The organism is Dyella thailandensis (genome assembly GCF_050749815.1).
Taxonomy (GTDB): domain Bacteria; phylum Pseudomonadota; class Gammaproteobacteria; order Xanthomonadales; family Rhodanobacteraceae; genus Dyella_A.
On record NZ_CP192735.1, the window covers coordinates 1,417,097 to 1,430,929 of the forward strand.

Here is a 13,833-nt window from a genome sequence, read left to right on the forward strand (position 1 = left end):
CCGCCGAGCTTACAGGAGGGCCGCGCCGTCTCGCGACGGCGCGGCCTCATGCAAAGCGTTACTCAACCCACCGGCACCTGCGCAAGCTGGGCCAGCCGGCGCACCGCCACCGAAGCGATCGGATAATCCGCGTTCTGCGTGAGGATCTCCGCCAGCATGGTGCGGGTGTACTTGAGCGTGGCATCGTCGCGCTCCAGCCACGCCTGCACCGGCGAGCGGTCGGCCTGTTCGCCGCACAGCGCCAGCACCTGCAAGGCCAGCGCGCGATGCTGATGGTTGAGCTCATCCAGCAGCGAGCCGCGCGCCTGCGCGTGCCAGTGACCTTCCACCGGCAACGCCTCGATCTGGTCGCGCAGCCATTCCAGGTCGAGTGCCTCGCCCAGTTCGTAGAACACGGTGGCGACCGTGGCGATCGGTGCCCCGCTCTGCTGGGCCACCTCCACCATGTCCAGCGCCGCCCGCAGTTCGGACAGCCGCGCCAGCCGCACCGCCAGCTCGGTAGGCAGGCCCAGGCCTTCCCACTTTTCCTGGCTGCACTCGAAGTCGCCCCGACCGGTGTCGGTGAGCGCCGCCGGCAAGGCCTTGCGCAGTTCGCTGACGTGGCTCTGGTAGCGCTCTACGTTGGCGGCGATGTCCAGCGTGCCGCCCGGACGGTTGAGCAGCCAGCGGGTCATGTGGCGCAGCAGGTTCCAGATCTGCAGGATCGCGTCGATCTGGGTGTTCTCGGCCACCTGGCTGTCCAGCCCTTCGATCTGCGCCCACAGCTCGCGGGCGTCGAGGATCTCGCGGGCTGCCGTGTAGGCCTTGGCGATCGCCGCCGGGCCCTGGCCGGTGTCCTCCTGCATGCGCATCATGAAGGTGGCGCCCATGCGGTTGATCGTCGAGTTGGTCACCGCGGTGGCGATGATCTCGCGCTTCAGGCGATGGCGCTGCATGTGCTCGGCGTACTTCTCGTGCAGCGGCTCGGGGAAGTAGCGCACCAGCTCCTTGGACAGGTAGGGATCTTCCGGCACGTCCGACTCGAGCAGCTGCTGGAACAGCTTGATCTTGTCGTACGACAGCAGCACGGAGAGTTCCGGCCGGGTCAGGCCCTGGCCGCGCGCCTTGCGCTCGGTCAGTTCCGCGTCGCTGGGCAGGTTTTCCACCTGGCGGTCGAGCAGGCCCTCGCCTTCCAGCGTGCGGATGAAGTGCGCCATCGAGCCGATGCGCTTGATCGACTGGTGCTCCATCAGCGTAATCGCCTGGTTCTGGCGATAGTTGTCCCACAGCACCAGCTGGCCGACCTCGTCGGTCATCACGCGCAGCTGTTCGTTGCGCGCCTCGTCGGTGAGCTCGCCGCGCTGCACGGCGTCGCCGAGCAGGATCTTGATGTTCACCTCGTGGTCGGAGGTGTCCACGCCGGCGGAGTTGTCGATGAAGTCGGTGTTGAGCAGCACGCCGTGCTGCGCGGCCTCGATACGGCCCTTCTGGGTCATGCCCAGGTTGCCGCCCTCGCCCACCACCTTGCAGCGCAGCTCCGCGCCGTTGACGCGCAGCGCGTTGTTGGCGCGGTCGCCCACGTCGGCATGGGTTTCACTCGATGCCTTGACGTAAGTGCCGATGCCGCCGTTCCACAGCAGGTCGACCGGCGCCTTGAGGATGGCGCTGAGCAGCTCGGTCGGCGCCAGCTGGGTGACGTCGCCTTTGATGCCGAGCACGGCACGCACTTCCGGCGAGATCGGGATCGACTTGGCGCTGCGCGGATACACGCCGCCACCGGCGGAGATCAGCGCCTTGTCGTAGTCCTCCCAGCTCGAACGCGGCAGCTTGAACATGCGCTCGCGCTCGATGAAGGAGCGCTCCACGTCCGGCGTCGGATCGAGGAACACGTGACGATGGTCGAACGCCGCTACCAGCTTGATGTGGCGCGACAGCAGCATGCCGTTGCCGAACACGTCGCCGGACATATCGCCGATGCCCACGCAGGTGAAATCCTGCGTCTGCGAGTCGCGACCCAGCGCGCGGAAGTGGCGCTTGACCGACTCCCACGCACCCTTGGCGGTGATGCCCATCGCCTTGTGGTCGTAGCCGTTGGAGCCGCCCGAGGCGAACGCGTCGCCCAGCCAGAAACCGTGCGCCACCGAGATCGCATTGGCGATGTCGGAGAACGTGGCCGTGCCCTTGTCGGCGGCCACCACCAGGTACGGATCGTCCTGATCGTGACGCACCACGTCGTGCGGCGGCACCACCTTGCCCTCGACCAGGTTGTCGGTGATGTCGAGCAGGCCGGCGATGAACAGCCGGTAGCAGGCGATGCCCTCGGCCTGCTGCGCGTCGCGGTCGCCACCCTCGGGCGGGTTCTTCACGTAGAAGCCGCCCTTCGAGCCGACCGGCACGATCACGGTGTTCTTCACCATCTGCGCCTTCACCAAGCCCAGCACCTCGGTGCGGAAATCCTCGCGACGGTCGGACCAGCGCAGGCCGCCGCGCGCCACCGGGCCGAAGCGCAGGTGCACGCCCTCTACCCGCGGCGAGTACACGAAGATCTCGCGGTACGGCACCGGCTTGGGCGCGTCGGGCACGCGGTGCGAGTCGAACTTGAAGCTGATGTACGGGCGATGCTTGCCGTCCCACAGCTGGAAGTAGCTGGTGCGCAGCGTGGCGCCCATCACGTCGAGATAGCTCTTGACGATGCGCTCGTCATCCAGGCTCGCCACGTCGTCGAGCAGGGTGCGCAGCGCCTCGGTCAGCACCTGCACCTGCTCGGCGCGGGGCTTGGCCAGGCAGGCGACCATGCCATCGACCAGCTCCGGTCGCACGTTGCGCGTGGCCTCGGGGATCAGCGCCAGCATCTCGCGGCGCAGATCCTCGCCGGCGCGGGCCAGCTCGTCGGCGGACAGCTGCTCGCGGCGCGGATCGAACTTGGCGTGGAACAGCTCGATCAGCACACCGGCGATCGCCGGATAGCGGTTGAGCGTGGCTTCCATGTAGGTCTGCGAGAACGCGATACCCACCTGCTGCAGGTACTTGCAGTAGCCGCGCAGCATGGCGATCTGACGCCAGTCGGCCTGGGCGAACAGCACCAGGTTGTTGAAGCCGTCGCTCTCGGCCTGGCCGCGCCACAGCGCCTCGAAGGCGCGTTCGAAGCGGTCGCGCACGTGTTCCAGCTCGAAGCTCAGCGGTTGCTTGGGCTTGAGCTCGAAGTCGTGCACGGTGAGCGGGTGATCCTTGTTCTCCAGGCTGTAGACATGCTCGGCGAGCATGCGCACACCCATGTTCTCCAGCATCGGCAGCGCCTCGGAGAGCGGAATCGGCTCGCCGAAGTGGATCACCTTGAAGCGCAACGAGCCGTCTTCGTGCCGGTACAGCGACATGCGGATCGCGTCGTCGGCATCCAGGCTGGAGAGCGCCTCGATGTCGGACGCCGCCACCGCCGGCGCCACTTCGTCGATGTAGCCCGGCGGCATCGCACGGGCATAACGGTTGGCGAGCACCACGCCCTGGTGGGCGCCGAGCTTGCGCACCAGCAGATCACGCACCTCGTCCTGCCAGTTGCGCACGATGCGGGCCACGCCCTCTTCCAGCGAGTGCACGTCGTAGGCGACCTGTTCGCCCACGCGCGGACGCACCACCACGTGCAGGCGCGCCAGGGCGGCCTCGCCCATCTGCACGGCCGAATCGAGCTCTTCGCCGTGCAGCGCATCACGCAGCAGGCCCTCGATCCGCTCGCGCACCGTGGTGTTGAAGCGCTCGCGCGGCACGAACACCATGCAGGTGAAGAAGCGCCCGTAGCGGTCGCGACGCACGAACAGGCGCGTATGCGCGCGCTGGCGCAGCTCCAGGATGCCGGTCACCGCCTGATAGAGCTCATCCTCGTTGGACTGAAACAGCTCTTCGCGGGGCAGCGTCTCCAGGATGTGGCGCAGCGACTTGCCGGAATAGGAGTCGCGCTTGAGGCCGGAGCGGCCCAGCACGGCTTCCACCTTCTCGCGCACCAGCGGCACATCCTGCGGGCGAGCCATGTAGGCGTTGGAAGAGAACAGGCCGAGGAAGCGCTGCTCGGCCACCGGCTTGCCGCTGGCGTCGAAACGCAGCACACCGACGTAGTCCATGTGGCCCGGGCGGTGCACCTGCGAGCGCGCGTTGGTCTTGGTTAGGATCACCGGCTCGATCGTGCCGGTGCGGGCAGCATCGGTGCGGCCCAGCGAGCTCAGCGAGCGCGGTGCGAGCGAGCGCTCGTTGCCGGCAAGAATGCCCAGCCCGGAACCTTCCACCGACTGCAGCACCTCGCCCGCCTCACCCTGGCGCACTTCGTACTCGCGAAAACCTAGGAAGGTGAAGTTGTCGTCTGCCAGCCAGCGCAGGAACTCGCTCGACTCGGTGGCGGCCGTCGTCGGCAGCCCGGCGCGCGAGGGCAGATCCGCGGCGATGGCCAGCGCCTTGTCGCGCATGGCGGCCCAGTCGCGCACGGCCAGGCGCACGTCGTCCAGCGCCGTCTCGATACGCGCCTTGAGCGCCTCCTGCGCTTGCCCATCGGCCAGACGATCGATCTCGAAATGCATCACCGATTCGGCAGCCGCGCTGTCCTCGCCAAGCGCCAGCATGCGGCCGGCGTCGTCGCGGCGCACCTTCACCACCGGATGGATCACGGCATGGATCTGCAGCTCGGCAGACAGGATCATGCTGACCGTGTCGACCAGGAACGGCGTGTCGTCGGTCGCCACCTCCACCACGCTGCGGCCGTCATGGCCGCTTTCCGGGTTGATCACGCGTACCGCGGCGCGGCCGGGCTGGCGCTGCCGCAGGAAGTCGAGCAGGTCGAGCACCAGCGCGGCCCACTCGGCCGGCGAGTGCAGCGACTCGTCACCCGCTGCAAGACGGGCGAAAAAAGCGCGGATAAAAAATTGCGCCTCCTGGAGGCGCTGGTCGGGCAAATCCTTTTTGCTGATTTCTTCGGCTACAGCTGCTGCGAGAGAGACATTTTCGGCCGCGCGGATCGCATTCATGGCTTCTACTGTTCAGTGGAGGCAGAGGGGGAACAAAAAGCCTGCGAAGGATACGCTTCGCCACCGAGCGAATCCACCGCGCGGCGCGGTTTGCGGCCATGCTGTGGCGCATGGAAATCGGCCGATGCGCGCTCGATTGCTCACGCTGCAACGCAATAAGAATTCGCCAAGTGCACCGGCGTTCCGGCGAAGGAAACCGACACCGATGCCACACGATGCAGGCGTGGCGACGTACCAGGGCGGTGACGGTCGACGGCGCTGCACACATCCGCGGAGTTGTTGCAAGTGCGAAAAGCCGCCGTGCCGAATGGCGCCGGTGACAGGACAAATTGTGAACTGCCGGGTATAGTGTCGCGATCATCCGCGCCGGTGACCCGCTGGCGATGCGCGTGCATCCGCCTGCCGCCGCGGAACTCAAATCTGCTCGACCCGATCTGCACCTGCGCCCCTCGGGACGCCGGCGAGGCGGCATGGCGCACCCCATTCCCCGATCACGCAAGCTATGGAGTTTTCATGAGCCCCTCTTCATTGCGCACACCCCTGCTGTGCCTGGGCCTGCTGGCTTTGGCCGCCTGCGGAGGCAAGGACAAGCAGCAGGCCGCACCGCCGCCGCCCACGGTGGGCGTGGTCACTGTGCATCCGCAGAGCCTGCCGCTGTCCAAGGACCTCGTCGGCCGGCTCTCCCCGTACCGCAGCGCCGACGTGCGCGCACGGGTCTCCGGTGTGCTGCTCAAGCGCACGTACGAGGAAGGCTCGGATGTGAAGAAGGGCCAGCTGCTGTTCCAGATCGACCCGGCGCCGCTGAAGGCCCTGCTCGCCGCCAGCCAGGCCAACCTGGCACAGGCGCGGGCGAGCTACACCAATGCGAAGGTCGCCGCCGACCGCGTGCGCGAGCTGGCGCCCAAGGGCTACGTGTCCAAGTCCGACCTGGACAATGCGCTGGCCGCCGAGCGCACCGCCGCGGCCAGCGTGCAGCAGGCCCAGGCCAACGTGCAGACGGCGCGCATCAACCTGGGCTATGCCGACGTCACCTCGCCCATCGACGGTCGCGCCGGCAAGCAGCAGGTGACCGAAGGCGCGCTGGTTGGACAGGGTGAGGCGACGCTGCTCACCACAGTCGACCAGATCGATCCGCTGTACGTGAACTTCACCCTCGGCGTCAGCGAGCTGGACCAGATGCGCAGCGCCCAGGCCGCCGGCAACGTGACCCTGGCCGCCGACAACCGCGCCAGCGTCGCCGTGACGCTGCCGGATGGCCGCGCCTACGACCAGCCGGGCACGGTCGACTTCTCCGACACCACGGTGAACCCGGCCACCGGCTCGGTGGACCTGCGCGCCAAGGTGCCCAACCCGGAGCATCGCCTGCTGCCGGGTATGTACGTGACGCTGAAGGCGCAGCTGGGTGAACAGCACAAGGTGTTCGAGGTGCCGCAGCCGGCACTGCAGCGCGATACCGCCAGCGCCTACGTGATGGTGGTCGGCAAGGACGGCAAGGTGGTGCGCAAGAACGTCACCGCCGACCAGGTCAGCGGCAACAACTGGATCGTCACCGATGGCCTGGCGGCCAGCGACCAGGTGATCGTCTCCGGCCTGCAGACCGTCAAAGAGGGCGCGCCGGCGAAGGCCGAGCCGTGGAAGCAGAACGAGACAGGCCCCTCCTCCGCCGCCGCTCAGGCGAAGTCATCCGCCACGGCAGGCCAGGCGCCTGCCGGCAAGCAGTAACGGAGCGCGACCATGCCGAGTTTCTTCATCGACCGCCCAATCTTTGCGTGGGTGGTGGCGATCCTCATCACCCTGGGCGGCACGCTCGCGGTGCTGAACATGGGTATCGAGTCCTACCCGAACATCGCACCGCCCCAGGTGACGGTGAGCGCCAGCTATCCGGGCGCCAGCGCCGACACCACCGAAAAGACCGTCACCCAGGTGATCGAGCAGCAGCTCACCGGCATCGATCACCTGCTGTATTTCAGCTCCTCGTCCAGCGCCAACGGCTCGGCCACCGTCACCCTCACCTTCGAGACCGGCACCGACCCGGACATCGCCCAGGTGCAGGTGCAGAACAAAGTGTCGCTGGCCACGCCGCGGCTTCCCTCGGAAGTCACCCAGCAGGGCGTGGTGGTGGCCAAGGCCAACCCCGACTTCCTGATGTTCGTGGCGCTCACCTCGGACAACCCGGCAATCGACGGTGCGCGCCTGAACGACATCGTCTCCTCGCAGGTGCTCGACCAGGTGTCGCGCATCTCCGGCGTGGGCTCGATCCGCCAGATCGGCTCCGAGTACGCCATGCGCATCTGGCTCAACCCGGACAAGCTGCACGGCTACAACCTATCGGCCACGCAGGTGCTCGCGGCGATCAAGGCGCAGAACGTGCAGTTCGCCGCCGGCTCGCTCGGCGCCGACCCGGCGCCGGCCGGCCAGGGCTTCAGCGCCACGGTGTCGGCCGAGGGGCGTTTCTCCACGCCCGAGGAGTTCGGCAACATCATCCTGCGCGCCAACAGCGACGGCACCACGGTCAAGCTCAGCGACGTGGCGCGCATCGCCTTCGGCCCGCAGAACTACGGCTTCCACGCGCAGTACAACGGCAAGGAAGCGGGCGCCTTCGGCGTGCAGTTGCTGCCCGGCGCCAACGCGCTGGACGTGGCCACCGCCGTGCGATCGAAGATGACCGAGCTGGCCAAGAGCTTCCCGCAGGGCGTGAGCTGGTTCGTGCCGTATGACAGCACGCCGTTCGTGAGGATCTCCATCGAAGAGGTGATGCACACGCTGATCGAGGCGATGATCCTCGTCTTCCTGGTGATGCTGATCTTCCTGCAGAACTTCCGCGCCACCATCATCCCCACGCTGGTGATTCCGGTAGCCCTGCTGGGCACCTTCCTGGGCCTGCTGCCGCTGGGCTTCACGATCAACCAGCTGACCCTGTTCGGCATGGTGCTGGCGATCGGCATCGTGGTGGACGACGCGATCGTGGTGATCGAGAACGTCGAGCGCATCATGACCGAGGAAGGTCTGTCGCCGAAGGAAGCCACGCGCAAGGCGATGGGCCAGATCACCGGCGCCATTGTGGCGATCACCGTGGTGCTGGCGGCGGTGTTCGTGCCCTCGGCACTGCAGCCCGGCGCGTCGGGCGTGATCTACAAGCAGTTCGCGCTCACCATCGCGGTGTCGATGGGCTTCTCGGCGCTGCTGGCGCTGTCGTTCACCCCGGCGCTGTGCGCGAGCATTCTCAAGCCCGAGCACGAGCACAAGAAGAACTTTGTCTACCGCGGCTTCAACCGCATCTTCGACCGCGTCACCCGGATCTACAGCGGCCACATTGGCAGCGCGATCAGCCATGCGCCGCGCTGGATGATGGTGTTTGCGGCGATCTGCGTGCTGTGCGGCGTGCTGTTCACGCGCATGCCCACCAGCTTCGTGCCCAGCGAAGACCAGGGCTTCGCACTGGCCATCGTGTCGCTGCCGCCCGGCGCCTCGGTGGAGCGCACCCAGCACGTGATGAAGGAAGTGCGCGCCCGGCTGATCAAGGACCCGGCCGTCGAAGGCATGTTCCAGATCTCCGGCTTCAGCTTCGTCGGCGCCGGCGAAAACACCGGCATGACCTTCATCCGCCTGAAGGACTGGGCCAAGCGCGACGTCACGGCCGACCAGTTCATCGGCAAGGCCAACGGCATGCTGCACGGCATCCGCGACGCGCAGATCTTCGTGGTGAACCTACCGACCATCCGCGGCCTGAGCCAGTTCGGCGGCATCGACATGTGGCTGCAGGCACGTGCCGGCCAGGATCGCAGCGAGCTGACCAAGGCGCGCAACACCCTGCTGGGCAAGGCCGCGCAGAACGACAAGCTGATGGGCATCCGCCCGCAGGCGCTGGAAGACGCCCCGGCCCTGCAGCTGAAGGTGGACCGCGTGCAGGCGCAGTCGCTGGGCCTGTCGGTGAGCGATATCTACAACGCCATCCAGCTCACCCTGGCGCCGGTGTACGTCAACGACTTCGCCTACGCCGGCCGCGTGAAGCGCGTGCTGATGCAGGCCGACCAGGCCTACCGCATGGGTCCGGACGCGCTGCAGCACATCTACACGCCCAGCTCGCAGACGGCCAGCGACGGCAGCCCGCAGATGATTCCGATCTCCAGCGTGGTCAACGCGAAGTGGAGCCTCGCCTCACCGGCGCTGGCCCGCTACAACGGCTACTCGGCGGTGGAGATCGTGGGCAATGCGGCGCAGGGTTACTCCACCGGCCAGGCGATGGCCGAGATGGAGAAAATCGTCAACGACGACCTACCCAAGGGCTTCGGCTACGACTGGACCGGCCAGTCCTACCAGGAAATCCTCTCGGGCAACTCGGCCACGCTGCTGATGGTGCTGTCCATCGTGATCGTGTTCCTGTGCCTGGCGGCGCTGTACGAGAGCTGGTCGATCCCGGTGGCGGTGCTGCTGGTGGTGCCGCTGGGCCTGCTCGGCACGGTGGTGTTCTCGATGCTGCGCGGCCTGCCGAACGACATCTACTTCAAGATCGGCCTGATCACGGTGATCGGCCTGGCCGCGAAGAACGCGATCCTGATCGTGGAGTTCGCGGTGGAGAAACAGGCCGAGGGCAAGAGCCTGCGCGAGGGCGTGATCGAAGCCTCCCGTCTGCGCCTGCGCCCGATCCTGATGACCTCGATGGCGTTCATCCTGGGCGTACTGCCGCTGGCCATTTCCACCGGTGCCGGCGCCAACTCGCGCCACGCCATCGGCACCGGCGTGATCGGCGGCATGATGTTCGCCACCTTCCTCGGCCTGCTGCTGATCCCGGTGTTCTACGTGGTGGTGCGCCGCCTGCTCGGCGACAAGCTCGACGGTCCCGAGTCGGACAAGCCGACACAAAGCCACCGCGGCATGCAGCCGTTCGACTCCGACCCGCGGCGGGGAGTGTGAATAAAAAAGGCCCCGGCTCACGCCGGGGCTTTTTCTTTCGTAGGCGCACCCTGTACGCGAATGCCTCGTGTCACGTGACGAAGAGCGTCGCGCACAAGGTGCGCTCCTACAGGGATGGCCCGATTATCAGCGCAGGCCGGTCTCTGCCCAGGCGATCACCATTCGCCGGATCTCGCTGCCCTCGCAGATCCCGGAAGCCCGGCTCATGCCGGGACTGTTGTAGGAGCGCACCCTGTGCGCGAATGCCTCGCGCCACGTGACAAAAAGCGTCGCGCACCAGGTGCGCTCCTACAGGGATGGCCGATTGTCAGCGCAGGCCGGTCTCCGCCCGGGCGATCACCATGCGCTGGATCTCGCTGGTGCCCTCGTAGATCTCGGTGATCTTGGCGTCGCGGAAATAGCGCTCCAGCGGCATCTCCTTGGAATACCCCATGCCGCCGTGGATCTGCACGGCCTGGTGGGCGATCCACATCGCCGCCTCGGACGCCACCAGCTTGGCCACCGACGCCTCGGTGTTGAAGCGGCCACCGTTCTTCTCGGCCTCCATCTTGGTCCACGCCGCGCGCAGCGTGAGCAGGGTGGCGGCGTCCAGCTTGCACTTCATGTCGGCGATCTTCGCCTGGGTCATCTGGAAGGTGCCGATCGGATGGCCGAACGCCTTGCGGTCGCGCGACCACTGCAGCGTCGCCTCGTAGGCGGCGCGCGCAATGCCCACGGCCTGCGAGGCGATGCCGATGCGGCCGGCGTCGAGCACGCCCATGGCGATGGAGAAGCCCTTGCCGATCTCGCCCAGCACGTCGTCCTTGGAGCAGACGTACTCGTTGAGCTCGATCTCGCAGGTGGCCGAGGCGCGGATGCCCAACTTCGGCTCGGTCTTGCCGGCGTGGAAGCCGGGCTTCTGCGTATCGATGATGAAGGCCGACACACCTTTGGCGCCGATGCCGGGCGTGGTGATCGCGAACAGCACGATGTAGCGCGCCACCGGGCCGGAGGTGATCCAGCTCTTCTTGCCGTTGATCACCCAGTCACCGTTCTCGTTCTTGGTGGCACGGGTGTGCATGGCTGAGGCATCCGAGCCGGACTGCGGCTCGGTGAGCGCGTAGGCGCCGATCGCCTCGCCCTGGGCGATCGCGCGCACGTACTTCTGCTTCTGCTCTTCGGTGCCGTGCTTGAGGATGCCGTTGCAGAACAGCGAGTTGTTGACCGACATGATGGTCGAAGTGGCCGCGTCGGCTGCCGCGATCTCGATCATCGCCAGCACGTAGGCGATGGTGTCCATGCCCGCGCCGCCGTATTCCTCCGGCACCTCGATGCCCATCAGGCCGAGCTGACCCATCTCACGGATGTTGTCGAGCGGAAACTCGCCCTTCGCGTCCAGCTCGGCGGCCACCGGCGCGATGCGCTTGAGCGCGAAATCGCGCGCGATCGACTGGATCGACAGCTGGTCTTCGGTAAAACGGAAATCCATGAACTACTCCGGTGCGATGGCTTAGCCGACCATTTTAGCGTGGCGGCCCCCTCGGGCTTGTGCGCTTGCAGCAGCGGATCGGCGACGCCGCGGTAGGCAGCGCAGTTACGGCGCGCGAGGCACCGTGGATGCCCCTCTGCGTCAGCACGCCGCCGGCGGCCGTCCTGTCAACCCTTGACGCCCCCGCAATGCAGGCCTAGCCTTGCTTATCTTTGTATCGCGATAAAAGGATGACACATGGACTTGGCGACCGCCTCCAGCGTGCTCCGGCTACTGGCCGACCCCACCCGTGTACGCCTGTTGGCGGCCCTGGAAGGTGAAGAACTGACCGTGGCCGAGCTCGCTGCCGTGCTGCATCTGGCGCAGCCGCGCGTGTCCACCCACCTGGCCAAGCTGAAGGAAGCCAACCTGGTGCGCGACCGTCGCGCCGGCGTGTCGGCCTACTACCGCGCCAACACCGAGGGCGACGAGCACCAGCACCAGTTGCTGAAATCGCTGCGCGAGAGCATCGACGACGCGCTGCTGCGCGAGGACGCCGCGCGTATTCCCGGCGTGCTCGCCCAGCGCGCGCGGGAAGCCGGCTGGGCCGACACCGTGGCCGGCGACATGGAACGCCACTACTCGCCCGGCCGCACTTGGGAAACCCTGGCCCGCTCGCTGCTGCAGTTGCTGGAAACCGGCGACGTGCTGGACATCGCCTCCGGCGACGGCATCACCGCCGAACTGCTGGCGCCGCACGCGCGCTCGATCGTCTGCATCGACTCCAGCGAGCGCGTGGTCGAGGCCGCGGCCCGCCGCCTGCAGGCGTTCTCCAATGTGGAGGTGCGCCAGGGTGACATGCAGGCACTGGACCTGGGCGAGCGGCGCTTCGATCTGGTGCTGATGCTGCACGCGCTGACCTACGCCGCTGAGCCGGCCGTAGCCGTGGCCGAAGCCGCCCGCGTGCTGCGTCCCGGCGGGCGCCTGCTGGCGGTCACGCTGGGTGAGCACGACCACCGCGCCGCGGTGGAGCCGTTCGACCACATCAACCTCGGCTTCTCGCTCAAGCAGCTCGGAGGCTTTGCCGCAGCCGCGGGGCTGGATGTGGTGAGCGCCAATCGCCTCAGCCGCGAGCGCAAGGCGCCGCATTTCGAAGTCATCAGCCTGCTGGCACGCAAGCCGTAGGCCATCGAGGAACATGCCCATGACCACCCTGCCCTGGCTCCATCCCGAGCGTGTCGCCAAGCTCCAAGCCGCGCTGCGCGCGCGCATCCTGATCCTCGACGGCGGCATGGGCACCATGCTGCAGGGTCACCAGCTCGACGAAACCGCGTTCCGCGGCGAGCGCTTCGCCGACGGTCACGACGCCTCGCATACGCACGATCACCCCGGCGCATGCGACCTGAAGGGCAACAACGACCTGCTCACCCTGACCCAGCCGGACATCATCCGCGGCGTGCATACCGCCTACCTGGAGGCCGGCGCGGACCTGGTGGAGACCAATACCTTCAACTCCACCCGCATCAGCCAGGCCGACTACCACCTTGAGCACCTCGCCTACGAGCTCAACCGTGCCGGCGCCGCGCTGGCCCGCGCGGCCTGCGACGCGATGGAGGCGACCACGCCGGACAAGCCGCGCTTCGTCATCGGCGTACTCGGCCCTACCAGCCGCACTGCATCGCTTTCTCCGGACGTCAACGATCCGGGCTTTCGCAACGTGAGCTTCGAGGAGCTGGCGGCCAACTACACCGAATCGGCCCGCGGCCTGATCGACGGCGGCGCCGACCTGATCATGGTCGAGACGATCTTCGACACGCTCAACGCCAAGGCCGCGCTGTTCGCGCTGGCCGAGCTGTTCCGCGAGCGCGGCGGGCGGCTGCCGGTGATGATCTCCGGCACCATCACCGACCGCTCCGGCCGCACCCTCTCGGGGCAGACCGCCGAGGCGTTCTATTACTCGGTGCAGCACGCGCGCCCGCTGTCGGTGGGCCTGAACTGCGCGCTCGGCGCGGCCGACCTGCGCCCGCACATCCAGACCCTGGCGCGGGTCGCCGACGGCTACGTCAGCACGCACCCGAACGCCGGCCTGCCGAACGCGTTCGGCGAATACGACGAGACGCCCGAGCAGATGGCCAGCGTGATCCGCGGCTTCGCCCGGGACGGGCTGCTCAACCTGGTCGGCGGCTGCTGCGGCACCACGCCGGCGCACATCAGTGCGATTGCGGAGGCGGTGAAGGACTGCGCGCCACGTGCGCTGCCTTCGCTGGATGAGGCTGCGGCGTGAGTTGCGAGTTGCCGCGACGCTGGAGCCTTCCCTCGAGTGGGAGAGCGGGCTGGGCCAGGAACAGGCTCTTGGCTGGTCGCTTCGCCCAAGCATCAAAACGCCCCCTCTCCCCAACCCTCTCCCCCGGCTACGCCAAGGGAGAGGGAGCAGGACTGCGCGGCAGCGCGCGCTTGAGCCCTCTCCCCAGAGCTTTGCTCGGGGGA

6 protein-coding genes are annotated in these 13,833 nt (G+C 67.4%); 4 read left to right on the forward strand and 2 right to left on the reverse strand.

The features are described from left to right. Positions 1-62 precede the first annotated feature (62 nt). Entirely contained in the window at positions 63-4,985 is a 4,923-nt protein-coding gene (locus ACQVBX_RS06620) for an NAD-glutamate dehydrogenase (RefSeq protein WP_431637309.1), read from the reverse strand. Between the two features lie 513 nt (positions 4,986-5,498). Here ACQVBX_RS06620 and ACQVBX_RS06625 point away from each other — a divergent pair. Beyond that, positions 5,499-6,707: an efflux RND transporter periplasmic adaptor subunit gene (locus ACQVBX_RS06625; RefSeq protein ID WP_431637311.1), complete on the forward strand. Its 1,209-nt coding sequence runs from the start codon at positions 5,499-5,501 to the stop codon at positions 6,705-6,707. A 12-nt stretch (positions 6,708-6,719) separates the two neighbouring features. Next, positions 6,720-9,899, forward strand: coding sequence for a multidrug efflux RND transporter permease subunit (locus ACQVBX_RS06630; RefSeq protein ID WP_431637313.1), 3,180 nt, complete (start codon positions 6,720-6,722; stop codon positions 9,897-9,899). 307 nt (positions 9,900-10,206) lie between these two features. Here ACQVBX_RS06630 and ACQVBX_RS06635 read toward each other — a convergent pair whose 3' ends face one another. Then, positions 10,207-11,367, reverse strand: a complete 1,161-nt coding sequence (locus ACQVBX_RS06635; protein ID WP_431637315.1) for an acyl-CoA dehydrogenase family protein — start codon at positions 11,365-11,367, stop codon at positions 10,207-10,209. A 237-nt stretch (positions 11,368-11,604) separates the two neighbouring features. Between ACQVBX_RS06635 and ACQVBX_RS06640 the strand changes: the two genes are divergently transcribed. Together ACQVBX_RS06640 and ACQVBX_RS06645 are read left to right on the forward strand one after the other, a co-directional pair. Next, positions 11,605-12,531: an ArsR/SmtB family transcription factor gene (locus tag ACQVBX_RS06640; protein ID WP_431637316.1), complete on the forward strand. Its 927-nt coding sequence runs from the start codon at positions 11,605-11,607 to the stop codon at positions 12,529-12,531. 19 nt (positions 12,532-12,550) lie between these two features. Next, positions 12,551-13,630, forward strand: a complete 1,080-nt coding sequence (locus ACQVBX_RS06645; RefSeq protein ID WP_431637317.1) for a homocysteine S-methyltransferase family protein — start codon at positions 12,551-12,553, stop codon at positions 13,628-13,630. The last annotated feature ends 203 nt before the right edge of the window (positions 13,631-13,833 follow it).

Coding starts and splice junctions, on each gene's coding strand:
- ACQVBX_RS06620 (WP_431637309.1), bottom strand. CDS start 4,985: ATGAATGCGATCCGCGCGGCCGAAAATGTCTCTCTCGCAGCAGCTGTA.
- ACQVBX_RS06625 (WP_431637311.1), top strand. CDS start 5,499: ATGAGCCCCTCTTCATTGCGCACACCCCTGCTGTGCCTGGGCCTGCTG.
- ACQVBX_RS06630 (WP_431637313.1), top strand. CDS start 6,720: ATGCCGAGTTTCTTCATCGACCGCCCAATCTTTGCGTGGGTGGTGGCG.
- ACQVBX_RS06635 (WP_431637315.1), bottom strand. CDS start 11,367: ATGGATTTCCGTTTTACCGAAGACCAGCTGTCGATCCAGTCGATCGCG.
- ACQVBX_RS06640 (WP_431637316.1), top strand. CDS start 11,605: ATGGACTTGGCGACCGCCTCCAGCGTGCTCCGGCTACTGGCCGACCCC.
- ACQVBX_RS06645 (WP_431637317.1), top strand. CDS start 12,551: ATGACCACCCTGCCCTGGCTCCATCCCGAGCGTGTCGCCAAGCTCCAA.